Raw genomic sequence first — 18749 nt, 5'->3', positions numbered from 1 at the left:
TTATAAAGGCGTTAGCTTATCGCTGCAATTAACAGCCTGCAACTAGAAATGCTCAGTTACACTAGCCGTGTTTTCGTACAAGGTGGCGTTTTCGCGTTTATGTTTTTCAAATAAATACTCACGTAATGCCTCTTTACCACTTTTGATACTGATAATTTTAGCGGCATAGCCTAAATTAGTTTTACGGACTAAATCTATAAGTAGAGTGACTTTTTTCTTATTGGGTAGCTTAAACGTGATATGTTGCGCGTGGGTAAGGCTATAGCGATGATCGCGCGGCTTTAATAGCACGCCACTGCTAGAGAGCGAAAGCACATAAAAGCGCTCGCTTTGTAAATGCAGGTCTGAATAACGCCAGCTTCTGTCTACACCTTCGGTATCAATTACCTCAGGCGCACTCAGTACGGGGTTTAAGTAGCCGTCATCGTTGAGCTTAAACTCAAGCGGAAACCACAACTGATAATGGCCCACCTCAGCTAACATGGTTAATTTAGCGTGAGACAACAAACCTTTTAGTGTATCTGGCAAAGCCGTTTTTAAGCTAAGCTGCGAGTTATCGTTTGTATTGTCCTTGTTACTGCCTACAACAGACGAAATAAAACTTAACTCTTCCTTAGTTAAATCCATATTATTTCTCGTTTAATAAAAGCTTCACATTAAACCAATAGTGCAATTTGTTCAATATTCAAACGTAAAGTTTAAGCAAATTTAAACACCTGTTTAGAGTAAATACTTAAGGCCTGTTGATTGTTTTAGGAGGAGTTTACCGCAGTTTAAACACCCAATGTACACAGCCTTTGGGCTATTTATGAGGCCTGCTTGTACATGCTTTGGTTAACCAGGCTGCCACTTTTAAGGCGCGGCGCGCCTTGGCGTTTAAACTGTGATAAAATTTATTTTTAATTTTAGTTTATTCAAGGTTTTATGGCGCAGTTTATTGCCACTCCAAGCTGGTTAGGACGTTTTTTTACGCGTATTAACACCGTTACTATTAAGCAAAGTTCACTCGTTATACATTTTAAAAATACTACTTCACGCGCCTATTTAATTAGCGACTTTACTAATTTTACACAATTTAAAAAAGGCCTGTTTAGCGGGAAAATAACCCTCAACCATAATAAAAAAACGGTAATTAGCTTTTTAAATAAACAGCAGGCTCAAACGCTTAGTGAGCAGCTAAACAGCGTTTTTGCCAATCACCTAGAAGAAAAAGTGAATACAGCAAAAACGCTTGTAAAACGTTATGCAACAAACGAGTATCTTCGCGACTCAAACGTGCCGTTATTAAAATCGGCGGTGTTTTCACTGGCACAGCAGTACGGCGCAATACCTGCACTATGGCAGCAGCATTTATCGGCCATTAATATTAAGTTTTTGACTATTTTAAGTAGCTCACCAACAGTAGCGCATGCCACAGAGCAGCTACGTAAAAGTTATGAGCAAAAAACACTAACGGCAAGAGCCGACTTCTATAATGTGGTTGAATCAAACCCGCTTACACACGATCAACGCCTTGCTGTTATACGCAATAACGACAAAAATTTAGTGCTAGCGGCCGCAGGCACTGGCAAAACCTCAGTAATGGTTGCAAAGGCCCTGGATTTAATTGCCCACGGTGGTGTAAAGCCCGAGCAAATATTGATACTTGCTTATAATAAAAATGCGGCAAACGAATTAAATCAACGCTTTAATTTAAGGGCGCTGCAAGCAAATTTAAACGTTACGCCGCCTACTATTTTAACCTTTCATGCGCTGGGGCTTAAGTTACTGCAAAGCGCTAATAAAACACGTAGCTTATCGCCTTTTGCAAACGATGCTATGGCGCTTAATAAATGGTTTACACAGTGGCTTAGTAATACCCTAAAAACAGACTCACGTTTTTGTGAAACTTTTGTTGATACCCTGTACGAACCTACTGATAGCCTCAATACCGAAACTAGAACCGCAACTAAAACCGCCTTAAAAGCACAAACCTATCACACCTTATCGGGGCTAAAAGTAAGCAGTTATCAGCACTTATTAATTGCCAACTGGCTTTATATGTATGGTATTGAACACACTTACCAAAATGATGACACCGCCGATTTTTACTTGCCACAGCACCAGGTTTACTTGGCACATTTTGTGACAGATAGGCAAGGTAATTCAGTGCAGCACGCGGCTAACTTGCACAATAGCGAGCATATTAAATATGTACGCGCGCACCATAAAAAACATGGGCATGCGTTGGTGCAAACATTTCATTATAACTGGCAAGAAGCTCAGCTTGAGCAGCGTTTAAAAGCACAACTACAAAAACATAAAGTGAACATTAACCCCGTAGATAACCAGGCAGTGTACGACCGCTTATCTGCAACAGGGCTGTTAAAGCAAAATATAAATAAGTACTTAAACTGCCTAAGCGCAATACGGGGTGAGCAGTTATCAAACACTCAAATAGCAGCGCGAATAGCTAAAAGTGGCATTATAAATCATAAAAGTTATGCAACATTATTGGTGGCAATGCAGCGTGCATACTACGAAAAATTAAAAGAGCAAGATGCTATTGATTTTGACGACATGATTGCAAGCGCAGCTCAGGCGGTTAAATCGGGGGAGGTAAGTTTGCCTTGGCACCATATTTTAGTTGATGAATTTCAAGACATTTCATGCGCACGCATGGCGTTTTTAAATACGTTAATAAAGAGTGGTCCGCAACCTTGTTTTACTGCGGTTGGCGATGATTGGCAGGCTATTTATCGGTTTTCAGGCGGTAATTTGGCGCTCACCACGCAGTTTAACGATTTAATAGGCAGTCACTCACTCACGTTATTGCAAAAAACGTTTAGATATAACAACAGTATTAGTGAGGTAGCGGGGCGCTTTGTAATGCAAAACCCTGAACAATATAAAAAGCACATCACCACACATACGCAAGTAAGCACCCCTCAAGTTGTGTTACTTGACGATTTACACCAAGGTAAAAAGTCAGTAGCACTAAAAGTGCAGCAAACTATAGCCACAATTAATAAAAATAATAACACAGCCAGTATTGCCGTCTTGAGCCGTTATCGGTTTATGCTTAATGAGGTCGAGCAGCACTTAGCAGGTAACAACTTTGCTAACCCACTGCACTTTTGGACACTGCATGGCTCTAAAGGACTGGAGGCCGATTACTGTATTATTATAGGTTTTGAGCAGGGCAAGTTAGGTTTTCCAAGCAATAACCCTGGCAATTTACTTGTTGAGGCATTATTGCCCGCACCAGATACCTTTAATCATTCAGAGGAGCGACGTTTATTGTACGTAGGGATCACGCGCGCTAAGCATAAAAGCTATTTAATTGCTCCGCCATCTGCGTGTTCTGAATTTATTAGCGAGCTAATAAACGATAATTACCCTATTGATATAGCCTCTAATTTGTTTGTAAAACAGAGTAAGCACAATAAGTAAGGTTAATGATTAAATGTAAGAGTATTGGCTGCGTAAAACGCACATCGCGCTTTTGTAACTAGCTTTATACACTAATGCCATGTGTCGCAAACATTGACGATTTACATTTACTATTTAGCCTGCCATTACATGCTGTTAAACTTAACGCCTATTTAGATCATTTTTGAGAGCGTTATGCGTACCCGTGCTTTTTTTACTAAGCGAGTGAGCTTTATGCTCGTATTATTTACTTTATTTTCATTTAAAGGGGCTGCCCAGCAGTAAGATCAAACCCTTATTTTAGCCGGTAGTACAATTAATAGTTGCAGTGCTAATGCAGCGCAAAGTTGCAATACGCAAAATAACTCAAAGTCACAAAGCGTGTTTAAGGTAACCAATGCTAACCTTGAGCAAATAAAATTAAATTGGCCGACTAACAATACAAATAACCAAGCAAATGTTTTAAATACCTTACGTGCTCTTAGTAGCAAAAATGCAAACGCAGTCTCTAAAAGTGAGCTGCTTTGGCAATGGCGAGATATAAACAACGAGCAACTCAATAACCTAACAAAGCAAGAGTTTAACTTTGTGTTTGATATGCTCGAACAACCTCATGCAAACACCACCCCAAAAGCTGAGCCACAAAGCAACGGCATATTGCAATTTATAGCGGGGAGCTTAAAGGTTGCTAACCCAACACCTACCTTATTAATTATTAGCGCAGCCCAGCGCGACCCATACGCACAGGTAGAGGCGCTTAAAACACTTTTACCAAAAGGTGTAACCAGCCAATGGTTGCCGCTTACACCTGCACTTGCTAAAGCAATTACTAACAATACCTGTAGTGATTTACCGGCGCTGCGTCACTCACAAATGAACCTGTATAATCGCAGCAATGTATACCCTGAGCTCATAAAGGCTGAGCAAACACTTTGTAATAATGGGGTTGAGGCGTTAGTTAATTTAATAAACACCAGCACCGGTGTTTTATTTAGCGACGGCACGGCTAAAAATGCTTTAAAAGCACTGTATGATGAAAATAATACTGCCTACCCTTGGACTAACGCGCTTAAAACTCGCCCTGTTATTGTAGGGCTAGGTGCAGGAAGCAAAATACAAAGCGAAAACGTCTATCTCTCACGGCACCAAAGCGAAGCGGTATTAAAAGCAAAGCTTGCCCCACAGCCTAATGCACTTAACGGGTTAAACACGTTTACCTATGGGCCACTGAGTACCCGCTTTAGTGAGCAAAATCAAACGCTAAACCTAGCCAGTACATTAAACATCGTTAAGCAAAAAAACGGTGATATTAAGCACGGTTTTGGTATTGATGAAAACACAGCCCTCGTTGTTATTAAATCCAACAAAGGAAATTTAATGACCGTAATAGGGCAAAGTGGCGTTGCGCATTTAAGTACACAGCAAAAAGCAAACAGCTATAACTACTCGTACTGGCCTGCTCGCAGTGTAATAGATATTACTAATGCCGGGTTTGAACTTAGCGAGCGCACCATTAGCCAAGCATTAGCGCCTATTAAAATACCACCTTTACCGGTGCAGCGTTTTGCCAATATTTTAACCGATTCAAAACTTCGCTCGCTTACGCAAGCTATGTGCCTAAGCCAAGAGCAAAGTGCGGTAGGGCAACAAGATGACCTTTTGATAAATTTAACTGCTACAAAAAATACGCATTATTACCGCGTTAATACCCTGCCGTATGGTTGCGCGTTAAGTAATTTGTCACTGAATGTAGAGCGCTTTTAACCTTAAGCGCTAGTACTAAATGTACTTAATAACCCGATACAAAGGTTTATGTTTATTTTAATGGGCTATAAAATAGCGCCCAAGTAATTTATACCTATTCGCTTAATTTAGTGGTTACGTTTTGCGAATAGGCATTAACCAAGCAGATTTTACAAAGAGCAATTTATGAATAACGAGCACGACATAATCGACAACCTAGCAGAGGTAGAAAACTTTTTAGTAATGGTAGAAAACGGCGGCTTAGGCTTAAAAGGTGTATCGGGTGTAGGTATGGCTACAAGCAATAAAGACGGCAGCCATTTTGTTGCAGTATTTGACGACAAACAACAGTTATTACTGGCGCGTGGCATAACAGCCGAGGTATTTGAAAACGGTAAAGACATGGTGCGTAACGCCGTAGGGCGTACACACTAATAAAAACTAAAAAGCGCCGTATGGCGCTTTTAACTGCTTAAAACTAACTCTAAAATATTTAAAGCCTGTCGACTTGTTTTGAACTAATACTGGTCACAATATTATTTTCAAAACGGATCAATACAATATACATCCCACCAATTGAGCCTTTTAGTTTATAAGTAAACTCTTCTGTTTTAACTAATTTGTCGCCATTACCAATATCAACAGCTTCATTAAGCACATCTTTATAAAGTGGTGCGCCCACTACAGCTACAATGTCAGATTTAGTTTTACCCACACTTAATAGATTTCCGTTTTTAAGTCGAAAACTACCCTGAGCAAACGCAAAGCTTGAAATAAAAAGAGATAAAAGCAGAGGAAACACAATACGTTTTTTCATAAGTCATCCTTAAACACATAGTATTTAATGCTAGGTATACAAGGTAATACAGAAAAATGACAGTGAAAAAGAAATAAAGAGGAGGTTAAATGGTCGGTATGGCAGGATTTGAACCTGCGACCCCTGACACCCCATGACAGTGCGCTACCAAGCTGCGCTACATACCGACGTTGTTTGCAATAGTACGTATATTTTATTAAAAATCAATAAGTGATTGTTTGTTTGCGTGTTTATTGTGCAAATGAGCTAAAAAACTTTAAGCTAAGGGCGTATCGCCCTTAGTAAGCACATGCCGTGCAGCGCATGTTAAGCCACCAAACAAGGCGGGCTAATCTTTATTTAACCATTGGTTGATCGAGTCATACATTTCATCGCGTATCAGCGGTTGTGCTTCTTTATTTGGATGTAATTGATCTCTTTGCATTAAGTTTGGCTTATCTGCCACATTAAGCATAAAAAAGTTAAGTAAATGAGCATTTGTTTTTTCACTTACTTGTGTAAAACTGTCAGTGAACATTTTACTGTAACGCGGCCCGTAATTAGGGGGAATGTAAATTTCCATTAACGCGACCATGGCATTTTCAGCTTGGCTTTTTTCGATTAAATCCGTTAAGTTGGCCTGCATTTTTGTTACCGGAAAACCACGTAAACCATCATTAGCACCAAGCTCAATAAGTACATGGCTTGGTTGGTATTGCGCTAGTAAGGCATCTAGCCTGCGTAAAGCGCCACCGGTAGTTTCGCCACTAATACTGGCATTAATTAGCTCTATATTACGCTGCTCTGCATCGTATTTATCTTGTAACAATTTAACCCAGCCTTGCTCTTGTTTAAGCCCATAGGCTGCACTTAAACTGTCTCCAAGTATTAAAATCGTGTTGTCGGCCGCCGCACTAAGTGGTTTGATAACTAAAAATAAAACGAATACAAAACGTAGGATTGAATGAGTCATATGTCAGCGCTTTCTCAATTAAATATTATTCAAGTAAATGGTTTGTCTAAAGTAGTTTCTACCTTCGAAGGTCAGTTGCCCATCCTCAGCGACATCAGCTTTAATGTCAAGCATGGCGAGTCAGTAGCTATTGTTGGCACCTCTGGCTCAGGAAAATCCACGTTATTAAGTTTATTAGCGGGGCTAGATACCGCCAGCAGTGGTGAAATTACCCTTGATGGCGAGCCGCTACATAAATTAGATGAAGAGCAACGCGCGGCATTGCGTGCAGAAAAAGTAGGTTTTGTATTTCAATCTTTTATGTTGGTACAAAGCTTAACGGCACTTGAAAACGTGATGCTGCCGGCAGAGCTTGCTGGCGAAAGCGATGCCAAAGAGCAAGCTCTTGCCCTATTAGAAAAAGTGGGGCTGAGCCATCGTATTGACCATTACCCATCGCAACTCTCTGGTGGTGAGCAGCAACGTGTAGCCATTGCCCGTGCCTTTATAGGCACACCTAAAATTTTATTTGCCGATGAGCCTTCTGCAAATTTAGACAGTAAAAACGGCAAAATGGTGGAGTCACTATTATTTGATTTAAACCAGCAGCACGGCACAACGCTAATTTTAGTAACTCACGATGAAGCACTCGCGCAAAAGTGCCAGCATATTGTACAAATTGAAGCGGGCTGCTTAGTTAAAAACTCAAAAGAGGACGTAGCGAATGTGGGCTAAGTTAGCACTTAAATTATTTGCGCGTGAATTTCGCCGCGGCGAACTAACGGTAATTAGTGCCGCCATTGCGCTGGCGGTATTAACGGTGCTTACACTGTCTATGGTCACTGAGCGAATAGCACAAAGCATAGCGCAAAAAAGTAGCGCGTTTATTGCTGCAGATAGAGTATTGGCAAGCGCCCATGAGCTAGATACGGCGTTTATTAGCAAGGCCAAACAAGAAAACTTACAAACTGCGCAAATGATCTACTTTGACACTATGTTATTTGCCAACGACGAGATGCAATTTACCTCGGTAAAAGCGGCGTCTAACGAATACCCGTTAAAAGGCGAGTTAAAAGTTAAATCATCATTGCTTGGCGAAACACAAGTAGCGCAGGGCGGCCCGAAGCCTGGCAATGTGTGGCTAAGTGAATCGGTTTTTTACAGCTTAAATATTGATATTGGCAGCCAAGTAGAGCTGGGCGCAGCAGTATTTAATGTAGAAAAAGTGGTGGTTGAAGAGCCAGATGCGCCGTTTAATGTATTTTCGAGCAGCCGCAGAGTGCTTATAAATATTGCTGATGTTGCAAAAACTGAGGTTATTCAACCTGGCAGCCGAGTAAATTATCGCCAACTCTATGCAGGCGATGAATCAGATATAACGCGGTTTTATGAATGGTTAAAGCCGCAAATGGCGGAAAACCAACGTTGGTATGGCGTAAAAGATAGGCAGTCGCCTATATCAAATAGCTTAAACCGTGCAGAAAGCTTTTTATTACTGGCCGGTTTGCTGGGCATTATTTTGGCTACGGTTGCTATTGCTGTGTCGGCAAAGCGTTATTGTGAGCGCCAATACGACCCTGTAGCAATGATGAAAACACTTGGCGGAAGCCGTGCATTAATTCGTAAAATATATTTTATGCACTTACTCATGGTGTGTGCTTTAGCGGTTATTGTGGGTTTAGCCATAGGCTACGGCTTACAAGAAATAGCCACTGGTTATTTAGCAAAAAGCATGGATATGAGCTTACCTGCCGCCGGATTTAAACCTTGGCTGGTGGCCATTAGCACAGGCGTTATATGTGCAGTTATGTTCTCTATTAAGCCACTGCTTGATTTATTTGATATTCCACCGCTTAGAGTATTGCGCCGTAATTTAGGCGACAGACTAGCGGTAAGCCGTGTGCACTTAGGTTTAAGCGCGCTTACGGTGTTTTTATTAATGTGGTTATTTAGTAACAACATTAAAATAACGCTTATTTTATTTGTCTCCACGCTTGCTTTGATTGCGGTTTTGTTTGTTATTTCAAAACTAATATTTGGGGGTGGCCGTAAATTAGGCTTAAAACCAGGCAACAGTTGGTCGTTAGCTATTGCTTCTATACAAAAGCGTGCCAACGTAAATGCGGTGCAGCTTATTAGCTTTTCTTTGGCGATAAAATTGCTATTGTTTTTGATTGTGCTTAAAAATGACATGATCTCAGATTGGCAGTCTCAATTACCCGCCGATGCGCCTAATGCATTTTTAGTTAATATTACGCAAAACGAACTTGAGCCTGTAAATAATTACCTAGCAGAGAACGATATTTTAGTTTCGGATTTTTATCCAACCATTCGTGGGCGAGTAAATGCGGTAAATGGCGAGCTTGTGGCGCGTAAAGTGTCGTTGCAAGATAACGAGAAAAAAGATGAAGAAGCGCGTTCAGGCATTGGCCGTGAGCTTAATCTAACCTGGCTTGAAAATGTGCCAGCCCAAAACGAAATTGTGCAAGGGCAGTGGTTTGGCGAAGGCGCAGTGGGTGAGGCATCGGTTGAGGAGTCTATGTTGGAGCGCCTAGACGTAGAAATAGGCGACACCTTAACATTTTTAATTGGTGCGCAATCATTTGATGCCAAAATTACCAGTGTGCGTAAAGTAAATTGGGCGACGCTAAAACCTAACTTTTTTATTATTTTAAGCCCCGATGTGCTAAAAGATTTTCCGGCAACGTATATTTCATCTGTGCGTATAGAGCCAGAGCAAAAGAAAGCGTTTAGCCAGTTACTGCGCACTTATCCAACCATTACCGCCATCGATGTAGATAACTTTGTTAAGCAAATACAATCAACCATTGAGCAGGTGTCGTTAGCTATTGGCTTTGTGCTTGCTATTGTGGTTTTGTGTGGCGCATTAGTGCTTATATCTCAGGTGCAAGCGAGCCTTGGCGAGCGAATGCAAGAAATAGTAATACTGCGAACGTTAGGCGCCAAAGGGCGGCTAATAAAAAATGCGACGCTTTATGAGTTTTTGCTATTAGGTGGCTTAGCCGGGTTTGTAGCTGCATTATTTAGTGATGTAGCCTTGCTGATTGTTCAGCAGCAAATGTTTGACTTAGCCGGTAAGTTGCACCCAACAATTTGGCTAATAGGGCCTGTGTCGGGCGGGGTGTTTGTAGCCGCGCTTGGCTACTTTATGATTGCCCGTAAACTTAAACAAAATACCCAAGGCTTAGTACGTGCTTTAGCCTAAGCTATACTTTTAACGCTAAACGCCCGCACTAAGTTGCGGGCGTTTTTGTTTTTACTCGCCACTGGTAATTTATACAGTGCTCTGGCATTATTACCGTTATTGAAAAATAACAATAATGAGTGTGCTGTTTGGCCATTATTTTAGGGATAGACCCAGGTTCGCGTTTAACCGGTTATGGTGTGGTTGCGCATCAAGGCGCTAAATTTACCTATTTAGGAAGCGGGTGTATTAAATTAGCCGAGCATGAGTTCCCCATACGATTAAAAATGATCTACCAAGGGATCACGCAAATAATAGAGCAGTTCTCCCCCGAAACCTTTGCCATAGAAAAAGTATTTATGGCGCATAACCCGGATGCCGCGCTAAAACTTGGCCAAGCCCGAGGAGCCGCCATAGTGGGAGCCTCTATGGCCGACTTACCCGTATTTGAATACTCAGCACGGCAAATTAAACAAGCCGTGGTAGGCAATGGCGGCGCCGATAAATCGCAAGTGCAACACATGGTAAAAAATATTTTAAAATTACCTGGCACACCGCAAGCCGATGCGGCCGATGCGCTTGCCATTGCAATTTGCCATGCGCACTCAGAACAAAATTTAATAAAACTAGCGGGTAGCGCAAGCAAAACCGTTAGAGGACGTTTAAGGAAATAAATATGATTGGCCGTTTAAATGGCACTTTAGTTGAAAAGCAACCGCCTGAAATTTTATTAGAAGTAAGCGGCGTAGGCTACGAAGTACAAATGCCCATGACCTGTTTTTACGACTTACCCAATATTGGCGAAAACGCCATAGTGTACACACACTTTGTAGTACGCGAAGACGCACAACTATTATTTGGCTTTAATAATAAAACCGAGCGCGCGCTTTTTAGAGAACTATTAAAAGCAAATGGTGTGGGTCCTAAACTAGGCCTAGCTATTTTGTCGGGCATGTCGGCGCAACAATTTGTTAGTTGCGTAAACAACGAAGATGCCACAACATTGGTTAAATTACCGGGTGTGGGTAAAAAAACCGCTGAGCGTTTAGTGCTTGAAATGAAAGACCGCTTAAAAGATTGGGGTAACGACTTATTTACGCCATATAGCGATAATGCCGTTATAGAGCCTCCTAGCGATGCAACAATTGCCAATAATGCTGCAGACGATGCCGTATCGGCACTTGTCGCGCTTGGTTATAAATTGCCACAGGCGCAAAAAGCAGTAAAATCGGTAAGTAAACCCGATATGTCTACTGAGGTTCTTATTAAAGAATCTTTAAAATCAATGTTGTGAGTAACCCATGATTGAAGCTGATCGTTTAATTGACGCGAGCGAAAAAACCAACGAAGACACCATAGACCGCGCAATAAGGCCCAAGCTTTTAGCCGACTACAAAGGTCAGCCGCATGTTAAGCAGCAAATGGAAATATTTATAGAGGCAGCGCGCAGCCGCGGTGAAGCGCTAGATCATCTATTAATATTTGGCCCGCCGGGCTTAGGTAAAACCACGCTTGCTAATATTGTTGCCAATGAGCTTAATGTAAGTATTAAAACCACTTCAGGCCCAGTACTTGAAAAAGCCGGCGACCTTGCTGCATTACTTACCAACCTTGAAGAAGGCGATGTGCTGTTTATTGATGAAATACACAGACTCAGCCCACAAGTTGAAGAAATACTTTACCCCGCAATGGAAGATTACCAACTCGATATTATGATTGGTGAAGGCCCCGCTGCACGCTCTATTAAATTAGACTTACCGCCGTTTACGCTTATTGGCGCGACAACACGCGCAGGCTCACTTACCTCACCACTTAGAGACCGTTTTGGTATAGTTCAGCGCTTAGAGTTTTACTCGGTAGCTGACTTATCGCATATAGTGGGGCGCTCTGCACATTACCTAGATTTACAAATGTGCGACGATGGCGCTACCGAAATTGCAAAACGCTCACGAGGCACACCGCGTATAGCTAACCGCTTATTGCGCCGTGTGCGCGATTACACGCAAGTAAAATCAGATGGTACAGTAAACGCCTCCGTTGCCGAGCTTGCCCTTGATATGATTGACGTAGATAAAAGCGGGTTTGATTACATGGACCGTAAATACTTACTTGCCATTATCGAAAAATTTATGGGTGGGCCTGTAGGGCTAGATAATTTAGCCGCCGCCATAGGCGAAGAAAAAGAAACCATTGAAGATGTAATAGAGCCTTTTTTAATTCAGCAAGGTTTTATACAGCGCACACCGCGCGGGCGAATTGTATCTGACAATGCGTATCATCACTTTGGTTTACTCCCAAAACAAGATTAACCCCTCTTTAGCCTGTTACAGTAAATGTAGCGGGCTACTTCCTCTGTTAAATGTAATACCAATTTGCAATAACACTTAATCATTTTGCGAGGCAAACGTGTCGCTACCTGCGTTAAAAACTCTCATTTACGACTGCATGTAGAAGGTATAGCAATGCTGGAGCAATTGCCAAGAACAACGAAATAGCGAATTTTTTGCCTAGCTATCAACACGTTTTTCCAGCCTCAACATAGCTCACTTAATTAAGAAAATTTGTATAATTTTTTAAAACTTACTCAGCTTTCATCCACTTTGTTGCAAATGTAACCAATAAATTAAAATCGTTTTGTAATTCACTTAACGTTAAGACTGGCGTGGCTATGCTGCGTACCATTAAAACCAGTTAGCTTTAAAGCAGTAGCAACATAAGAGATTAGACGTGGCGCTAATTGTGTTAATAAGTTTTACCTTGTTATAAACATGCTTTCTACTGAAAGTAGATAATTTAATAATACGAATTGGTAAAAAAAGATAGTAAATACACCGTTGGCAATTAAACAGATTGTGTAATTTATACCGGTTATATGCCAAGTTGGCGGTAAAATTTAGGCAAAAAAAAGCCCGCATATAATGCGGGCAAACAACAAGTTGAAGGAAGTAATCCAGGGAACTACGTTTTACTTAATCAGGTTTTATCCAAAAAGAGTAAAACAATGTAATACGATTAAAAATCCTATTACTAAGAACTTGGCTTAATGAAAAATGTTTCATTCAGTGCGTAAGCTCGGTATGGGAGAATAATACGGAATAAGTATTTTTTGTTCAAACTAGAAAATTTAAAATTTCAGATAAGAAAAACTAATCTGATGAATTTTTTTGTTGTTCAAATCTTGTACGTTAATTATTCGTTAATTTTATAAGTGTCTGAAAATTAATAAATAACTGGTCTGAACTGTATTGTTACAGTATTAGTTATATTAGTACATGCAAAGTGGCTTGAATTACTTTTGCGTGCTTATGCACTTTTTATGAATAAACGGTGCGTTTTATTAAGTTTACTGCGTATATTTACGCACTTTTGTAGTATTAAGTTGTGTTTTACTAAACGCGGTAGTCGCGTTTTAGAAACAAACAAGCGATTAAGCGTATGTTTAACGTTTTTTGTTGCCAATTCATAGCAATATCGTTGTCAGTAAACCCTTGACTCGATACACTAGATGCAACTTATGGCCGTTACAATGGTCTTATTTACACAAAATAACCAAATTGACGTTTTTTGAAATTATTTAGGAGTTTAACGTGGGATCAGGGCTTAATTTTTTAGATCTAATTCTAGAAGCCAGTTTGCTTGTGCAGTTAGTAATGCTAGCGCTAGTAGCAATGTCTGTTATGTCATGGGCAATTATTTTTCAGCGCAAAAAAGCAATTAGCGACGCCTTGTCTGATGCAAAAAAATTCGAACAAAAATTTTGGTCAGGTATCGACTTAAGCAAACTATACAACGAAATCTCATCACGTAGCGGTCAATCTCATGGTATTGAAGCGTTATTTACATCAGGCTTTAAAGAGTTTGCACGCCATAAAAAGAACACCTTTCAAAGTGCTGGCATTGTAATGGAAGGTACGCATCGCTCTATGCGTGTGGCACTGTCACGTGAAATTGAAAAACTAGAATCGAGCTTATCGTTTTTAGCGACAGTGGGTTCAATTAGCCCATATATCGGCTTATTCGGTACGGTGTGGGGTATTATGAATGCCTTTATTGCACTTGGTGAAGTGAAGCAAGCAACATTACAAATGGTAGCGCCAGGTATTGCTGAGGCACTTATTGCAACGGCAATGGGCTTATTTGCGGCTATTCCGGCTGTTATTGCGTATAACCGCTTTGCTAATAAAGTTGAAAAACTAGAATCACACTACATCAACTTTATGGAAGAATTTGCCAATATTTTACACCGTCAAGCAGCTACCCAAATAGAGGCTAAAGCGAATGTATCAGCGTAAGAAGCGCCGTCCGGTCGCAGAAATTAATGTAGTACCTTACATTGATGTAATGTTGGTATTGCTAATTATATTTATGGCAACAGCACCGCTTATTACTCACGGTGTAAAAGTTGATTTACCAAAAATGGAAGAGTCGGATTTAGTTGATACTAAAGACACGCCGCCTATTATTGCCTCAATTGACTCGGCAGGTAAGTACTATGTAAGCATAGGCACTGATCCAGAGGAGCCAATGGAAGCACTTGATGTGGCCGCGGTTATTAAGCTTCAGCTAATGAAAAACCCTGATGTACCAGTAATGATTAAAGGCTCTGGTAAGGTTTCTTACCAAGAAGTGTTGTTATTAATGGACTTTTTAAAGAATGCTGGCGTACCATCTGTGGGTTTAATGACAGAATCCTTTGAGGGGACACAGTAGTAACATGAATAGTTCTATAATCAAGTCAGTACTTTTACATTTAGGTTTAGGGGGCTTTTTGTGGGCAACTGCAAATATACACCCACCGGCACCTAAAGTAATGGAAGTGACTCTTAATTCGGCTATTCCTGAGCCTGATAATGCGGTTTCGGCGGTCACTGTTGATCAAAAACAAGTTGAGCAAAAAATTGCTGAGCTACAAAAAAAAGAAGATGCTAAAAAACGCGCTGAAGATAAACGCATTCGCGACTTAGAACGCAGAGCCGCCAATGCGCGTAAACAGCGTGAAGCCGAAGCGCGTAATATTAAAAAGCTAGAGCAACAGCGCAAAGCAAAAGAGAAAGAAAAAGCACAAGCTGAGGCTGAAGCTAAAAAAGCGCGCGAAATTGAACAAAAAGAGCGTGCTAAAGCAAAACAAGCTGAAAAGCAAAAGCAAGAGGCTGAAAACGCCGCTAAAGCTGCTGCAGATAAACGCAAAGCAGAAGAAGAGGCACTAAAAAAAGCCGAAGCAGAGCGTATAAAGCGTGAAGCAGAAGCTAAAGAGCGTGCAAAAGAGGCTGAGCGTAAACGTCAGCAAGCGCTGCAAGAGCAAATGTTACAAGAACAACTTGCTAAAGAGCAGGCTGCACGTAGTAAAATACGCCAACAGCAAGTAGTAAGCGAAGTTGATAAGTACCGTGCTTTAATTATGGCGCGCATTCAGCAAAACTTACTGATTGATGAAAAAATGAAAAACCAACAGTGTCGAGTAAATATTCGTCTTGGGTTTAATGGTTTAGTAACGCAAGTTAAATCGTTAGGGGGTGATAAGCTAGTGTGTGAAGCTGCACTTAGAGCTGTGCGCATGGCCGATACATTACCTGTATCTAAAGACAAAGACGTATTCGAGCAACTTAAGAATATTAATTTAACAATCAAGCCAGAATTTTAAAGGAATGATATGTTCAGCAAAATTAAAATAGCCTTTGTAGTTATATTATTAGGATTTCAGGGTGTAGCAAATGCGGCACTTGAAATTGTAATAACTGAAGGTGTAGACGGCGCACGTCCTATTGCCATCGTGCCTTTTAAATACAACGGTGTTGGCCCAATTCCACAAAAATTGAGCGATGTAATTGCTGCCGATTTAATGCGCAGTGGTAAGTTTAAACCGGTAGATGTAGCACAAATGCCACAGCTTCCTAATAAAGATGGCGACATTGACTACGCAGCATGGGTAAACCAAGGTGTAGAAGCGGTTGTAGTAGGCGAGGTAGAGCAGCAAACTGATGGGCGTTACTTAGTACGCTACGAATTAGTTGATGTTATTCGTGGGCAAATTACCGGTGGCCAAACTCAAATGATGAGCAGCGGTAAACTAGTAAAAAGCCAAGATCATATTTTAGAAGCTCGCGAAAGCGTAATTGGTGAAAGTGGCTTTCGCCGTTATTCACACCGCATAAGCGATGTAGTATATGAAAAGCTAACCGGTGAAAAAGGCGCGTTTTTAACTAAAATTGCTTATGTAATCGTACGTGAAGACCAAGCTAAGCCATACCAATTAGTGGTTGCCGATTACGATGGCTTTAACGAGCAAGTATTATTGCGCTCAAAAGAGCCGTTAATGTCGCCAGCTTGGTCACCAGATGGTACTAAGCTTGCGTATGTTACGTTTGAAAACCGCCAAAGCCAAATTTACATTCAAGACCTATACTCAGGTAAGCGTGAGCTGATCACTAGTTACCGCGGTATTAACGGTGCACCGCAGTTTTCACCAGATGGCAAAAAAATGTTATTGGTGCTTTCTAAAGATAAAACAGGTGCAACCGAAGTTTACGTTTTAGATTTAGCAACCCGTAAAGAAACACGCCTTACACGCCACCGTAGTATAGATACTGAACCATCTTGGTATCCAAATGGCCAGGATATTGTGTTTACATCTGAAAGGGGTGGTAATGCCCAGATTTATAAGTTAAATTTAAGAACTGGTAGGTCACAACGATTGACCTTCGACGGCGATATGAACCTAGCGGGTTCTATAACGCCAGACAGTAAAGAATTAGTGATGGTTAACCGTACCAACGGGCAGTACCATCTTGCTAAGAAAGAGCTGGCTACAGGCGCGTTTCAAGTATTAACGCGAACTCGCCTTGATGAATCACCGAGCATAGCGCCAAACGGTTCGATGATCATTTATAGCACGCTTCATAATAATAAACAGGTACTCGCGCTGGTATCGATGGACGGTCGCTTTAAAGCACGTTTACCCGTGCTAGACGGACAAGTAAAGGCGCCAGCTTGGTCGCCATATTTACAGTAATATTTGCTGGTTTACTCAAAAATAGGAATCTACTCAATGCAACTTAACAAAGTACTTAAAGGCCTGCTAATCGCTGTGCCAGTAATGACATTAGCCGCTTGTAGCTCATCTTCAGATATTGATGAAGGCGCAGCTAACCAATCAAATCAAAGTGCAGTTGAGCAATCAACAAACACGGATACAGTTGAAGTAGCAACAATTTCACCTGAACAACAAGCAGAAGAGCAACTTCGTCAAAAGTATGAAGCGCTTCGTCAAGAACAAATTATTTACTTTGACTTTGACAAAGCAACTGTTGAGAACAAGTACGCAGAATTACTTCGTGCACATGCTGAGTTTTTAGTTCAGAACCCTTCAGTAAAAGTATTAATTGAAGGTCACGCTGATGAGCGCGGTACACCTGAGTACAACATTGCACTAGGTGAGCACCGTGGCCAAGCTGTAGAAAAATACCTACAAAGCTTAGGTGTTTCTGCTAGCCAAATGTCAGTAGTTAGCTACGGTGAAGAGAAACCAATGGTTAAATCTCGCACTGAGTCAGCTTTCGCTAAAAACCGCCGTGCGGTACTAGTTTACTAAGATAAGAGATATTATGAAGCCGAAAATTATTTTGGCAGCCATGATATTGAGCGGGAGCACCCAAGTTTTGGCTGCTCCCGCTCCTGTTTCAGAAGCTGCAAGTTCACAGTCGAGCATAGAGAAGCGTTTAGCGTCACTAGAAAACATGATGCAGTCGCGAAACTTATTACAAGTTGAATTACAGCAACAACTTAATCTACTTCAAGATGAAGTAAGCCAAATTCGCGGTGTTACTGAAGAGCAAAGTTATAAACTTGAAAAAGTACTTCAGCGCCAGCGTGAGCTTTATCAAGAAATAGAAAACCGCGTAAGCCAAGCGTATACACAACCCGCTGCTGCGCCTGCAACCGATTACACGCAATCGAGCGACGCACAAACCTATAGCAGTGACTTATCTGAAAACGAAGCGTATGAGCGTGCAGTAGCGCTAATAATGAAAGATAAACGCTACGACCAAGCTATTCCTGAGTTTCAAACATTTTTAACAACCTATCCTAATTCTGTGTATGCCTCTAATGCACATTATTGGCTTGGGCAGTTGCTGACCATTAAAAATGATGGTGTAAAAGCAAGTGAGCATTTTAAAGTTGTGGTTAATGAGTTTCCTAACTCAAATAAACGACCAGATGCCATGTTAAAGTTAGGCACGCTTTTACAAGAGCAAGGCCTGAATCAAGAGGCACAAAAAATATTGGGTGATCTAATTAACCAATATCCAAGTACAACTGCTGCAAAACTTGCAACCGAGCGTCTAGCTAATTAGGACGCATTTAAGCGGTGTATTTAAAGCTCAAACTACATAGAAATACTCGGCGAATCTTGTATTTGCATGTAGTTTGAGCACAAACGCTTTAATTTTGCTCACCTAGGCATAAAAACTGAAAAAAAGAGACATTTTCGGTTGCACTCATTTTATAAATAAGTATTATAAGCGCCCGCAGCAAACGAATGGTTACCCCACTCAAAATGCGGCAAAAAGAGCGGGTCATTAGCTCAGTTGGTAGAGCAGTGGACTTTTAATCCATTGGTCGATGGTTCAAGTCCATCATGACCC

At 41.1% G+C, this 18749-nt stretch carries 17 protein-coding genes and 2 tRNA genes; 15 read left to right on the top strand and 4 right to left on the bottom strand.

What is annotated here, in order from left to right; all coding sequences use genetic code 11:
- Window positions 1-42: 42 nt before the first annotated feature.
- A complete protein-coding gene (locus tag MSC25_RS19790) occupies window positions 43-627 on the bottom strand; it encodes a hypothetical protein (protein WP_096739826.1) in 585 nt (194 codons plus the stop codon).
- Between the two features lie 297 nt (window positions 628-924).
- On the opposite strand from MSC25_RS19790, the gene MSC25_RS19785 reads away from it, so the two are divergent.
- The 3 genes from MSC25_RS19785 to MSC25_RS19775 all read left to right on the top strand — a co-directional run bounded on the left by MSC25_RS19785 (window position 925) and on the right by MSC25_RS19775 (window position 5589).
- Window positions 925-3432 (top strand): UvrD-helicase domain-containing protein, encoded by a 2508-nt coding sequence (locus tag MSC25_RS19785; protein ID WP_248444406.1) that lies wholly within the window; start codon window positions 925-927, stop codon window positions 3430-3432.
- A 360-nt stretch (window positions 3433-3792) separates the two neighbouring features.
- Window positions 3793-5175: a cyanophycinase gene (locus MSC25_RS19780; RefSeq protein WP_248444404.1), complete on the top strand. Its 1383-nt coding sequence runs from the start codon at window positions 3793-3795 to the stop codon at window positions 5173-5175.
- A gap of 165 nt (window positions 5176-5340) precedes the next feature.
- On the top strand, window positions 5341-5589 hold the full coding sequence (locus MSC25_RS19775) for a hypothetical protein (RefSeq protein WP_248444403.1): 249 nt from the start codon (window positions 5341-5343) through the stop codon (window positions 5587-5589).
- A 58-nt stretch (window positions 5590-5647) separates the two neighbouring features.
- On the opposite strand, the gene MSC25_RS19770 is transcribed toward MSC25_RS19775, so the two are convergent.
- The 3 genes from MSC25_RS19770 to MSC25_RS19760 all read right to left on the bottom strand — a co-directional run bounded on the left by MSC25_RS19770 (window position 5648) and on the right by MSC25_RS19760 (window position 6923).
- Window positions 5648-5971, bottom strand: coding sequence for a DUF2845 domain-containing protein (locus MSC25_RS19770; protein ID WP_054983647.1), 324 nt, complete (start codon window positions 5969-5971; stop codon window positions 5648-5650).
- Window positions 5972-6061: 90 nt separating this feature from the next.
- Window positions 6062-6138 (bottom strand) — tRNA-Pro (locus MSC25_RS19765).
- A 161-nt stretch (window positions 6139-6299) separates the two neighbouring features.
- Window positions 6300-6923 (bottom strand): arylesterase, encoded by a 624-nt coding sequence (locus tag MSC25_RS19760; protein WP_024032180.1) that lies wholly within the window; start codon window positions 6921-6923, stop codon window positions 6300-6302.
- On the opposite strand from MSC25_RS19760, the gene MSC25_RS19755 reads away from it, so the two are divergent.
- The 12 genes from MSC25_RS19755 (at window position 6924) to MSC25_RS19700 (ending at window position 18749) form a co-directional block, all read left to right on the top strand.
- Window positions 6924-7637 (top strand): ABC transporter ATP-binding protein, encoded by a 714-nt coding sequence (locus tag MSC25_RS19755; RefSeq protein ID WP_248444418.1) that lies wholly within the window; start codon window positions 6924-6926, stop codon window positions 7635-7637.
- On the top strand, window positions 7627-10128 hold the full coding sequence (locus MSC25_RS19750) for an FtsX-like permease family protein (protein ID WP_121637291.1): 2502 nt from the start codon (window positions 7627-7629) through the stop codon (window positions 10126-10128). Before MSC25_RS19755 ends, MSC25_RS19750 begins: the two co-directional genes overlap by 11 nt.
- Window positions 10129-10256: 128 nt before the next feature.
- Window positions 10257-10781 (top strand): crossover junction endodeoxyribonuclease RuvC, encoded by a 525-nt coding sequence (gene ruvC, locus MSC25_RS19745; RefSeq protein WP_004587270.1) that lies wholly within the window; start codon window positions 10257-10259, stop codon window positions 10779-10781.
- A gap of 2 nt (window positions 10782-10783) precedes the next feature.
- Window positions 10784-11401: a Holliday junction branch migration protein RuvA gene (ruvA, locus tag MSC25_RS19740; RefSeq protein ID WP_004587271.1), complete on the top strand. Its 618-nt coding sequence runs from the start codon at window positions 10784-10786 to the stop codon at window positions 11399-11401.
- 7 nt (window positions 11402-11408) lie between these two features.
- A complete protein-coding gene (gene ruvB, locus MSC25_RS19735; protein WP_004587272.1) occupies window positions 11409-12416 on the top strand; it encodes a Holliday junction branch migration DNA helicase RuvB in 1008 nt (335 codons plus the stop codon).
- A gap of 1278 nt (window positions 12417-13694) precedes the next feature.
- Window positions 13695-14399 (top strand): protein TolQ, encoded by a 705-nt coding sequence (gene tolQ / locus MSC25_RS19730; protein ID WP_004587273.1) that lies wholly within the window; start codon window positions 13695-13697, stop codon window positions 14397-14399.
- Window positions 14386-14817 (top strand): protein TolR, encoded by a 432-nt coding sequence (gene tolR / locus MSC25_RS19725; protein ID WP_004587274.1) that lies wholly within the window; start codon window positions 14386-14388, stop codon window positions 14815-14817. Before tolQ ends, tolR begins: the two co-directional genes overlap by 14 nt.
- A gap of 4 nt (window positions 14818-14821) precedes the next feature.
- The gene (gene tolA / locus MSC25_RS19720) at window positions 14822-15748 is read left to right on the top strand and encodes a cell envelope integrity protein TolA (RefSeq protein ID WP_248444402.1); all 927 of its coding nucleotides are present in this window, start codon (window positions 14822-14824) and stop codon (window positions 15746-15748) included.
- A 9-nt stretch (window positions 15749-15757) separates the two neighbouring features.
- A complete protein-coding gene (gene tolB, locus MSC25_RS19715) occupies window positions 15758-17116 on the top strand; it encodes a Tol-Pal system beta propeller repeat protein TolB (protein WP_004587276.1) in 1359 nt (452 codons plus the stop codon).
- Window positions 17117-17152: 36 nt separating this feature from the next.
- Window positions 17153-17695: a peptidoglycan-associated lipoprotein Pal gene (gene pal / locus MSC25_RS19710; protein ID WP_004587277.1), complete on the top strand. Its 543-nt coding sequence runs from the start codon at window positions 17153-17155 to the stop codon at window positions 17693-17695.
- 13 nt (window positions 17696-17708) lie between these two features.
- Window positions 17709-18458, top strand: coding sequence for a tol-pal system protein YbgF (gene ybgF / locus MSC25_RS19705; RefSeq protein ID WP_004587278.1), 750 nt, complete (start codon window positions 17709-17711; stop codon window positions 18456-18458).
- A 219-nt stretch (window positions 18459-18677) separates the two neighbouring features.
- Window positions 18678-18749 (top strand) — tRNA-Lys (locus tag MSC25_RS19700).

The sequence above is a fragment of the Pseudoalteromonas sp. 1CM17D genome, assembly GCF_023161805.1.
Taxonomy (GTDB): Bacteria; Pseudomonadota; Gammaproteobacteria; order Enterobacterales; family Alteromonadaceae; genus Pseudoalteromonas; species Pseudoalteromonas atlantica.
Note: the sequence above shows the minus strand (reverse complement) of the source record. Positions and strands in the feature narration are given on the sequence as shown.

Bases quoted from the DNA above. Each gene is read 5' to 3' on its own strand.
- MSC25_RS19760 (WP_024032180.1), bottom strand. From the start codon at position 6,923: ATGACTCATTCAATCCTACGTTTTGTATTCGTTTTATTTTTAGTTATC.
- ybgF (WP_004587278.1), top strand. From the start codon at position 17,709: ATGAAGCCGAAAATTATTTTGGCAGCCATGATATTGAGCGGGAGCACC.
- MSC25_RS19785 (WP_248444406.1), top strand. From the start codon at position 925: ATGGCGCAGTTTATTGCCACTCCAAGCTGGTTAGGACGTTTTTTTACG.
- MSC25_RS19775 (WP_248444403.1), top strand. From the start codon at position 5,341: ATGAATAACGAGCACGACATAATCGACAACCTAGCAGAGGTAGAAAAC.
- pal (WP_004587277.1), top strand. From the start codon at position 17,153: ATGCAACTTAACAAAGTACTTAAAGGCCTGCTAATCGCTGTGCCAGTA.
- tolR (WP_004587274.1), top strand. From the start codon at position 14,386: ATGTATCAGCGTAAGAAGCGCCGTCCGGTCGCAGAAATTAATGTAGTA.
- MSC25_RS19790 (WP_096739826.1), bottom strand. From the start codon at position 627: ATGGATTTAACTAAGGAAGAGTTAAGTTTTATTTCGTCTGTTGTAGGC.
- ruvA (WP_004587271.1), top strand. From the start codon at position 10,784: ATGATTGGCCGTTTAAATGGCACTTTAGTTGAAAAGCAACCGCCTGAA.
- tolA (WP_248444402.1), top strand. From the start codon at position 14,822: ATGAATAGTTCTATAATCAAGTCAGTACTTTTACATTTAGGTTTAGGG.
- MSC25_RS19755 (WP_248444418.1), top strand. From the start codon at position 6,924: ATGTCAGCGCTTTCTCAATTAAATATTATTCAAGTAAATGGTTTGTCT.
- MSC25_RS19750 (WP_121637291.1), top strand. From the start codon at position 7,627: ATGTGGGCTAAGTTAGCACTTAAATTATTTGCGCGTGAATTTCGCCGC.
- ruvB (WP_004587272.1), top strand. From the start codon at position 11,409: ATGATTGAAGCTGATCGTTTAATTGACGCGAGCGAAAAAACCAACGAA.
- MSC25_RS19770 (WP_054983647.1), bottom strand. From the start codon at position 5,971: ATGAAAAAACGTATTGTGTTTCCTCTGCTTTTATCTCTTTTTATTTCA.
- tolB (WP_004587276.1), top strand. From the start codon at position 15,758: ATGTTCAGCAAAATTAAAATAGCCTTTGTAGTTATATTATTAGGATTT.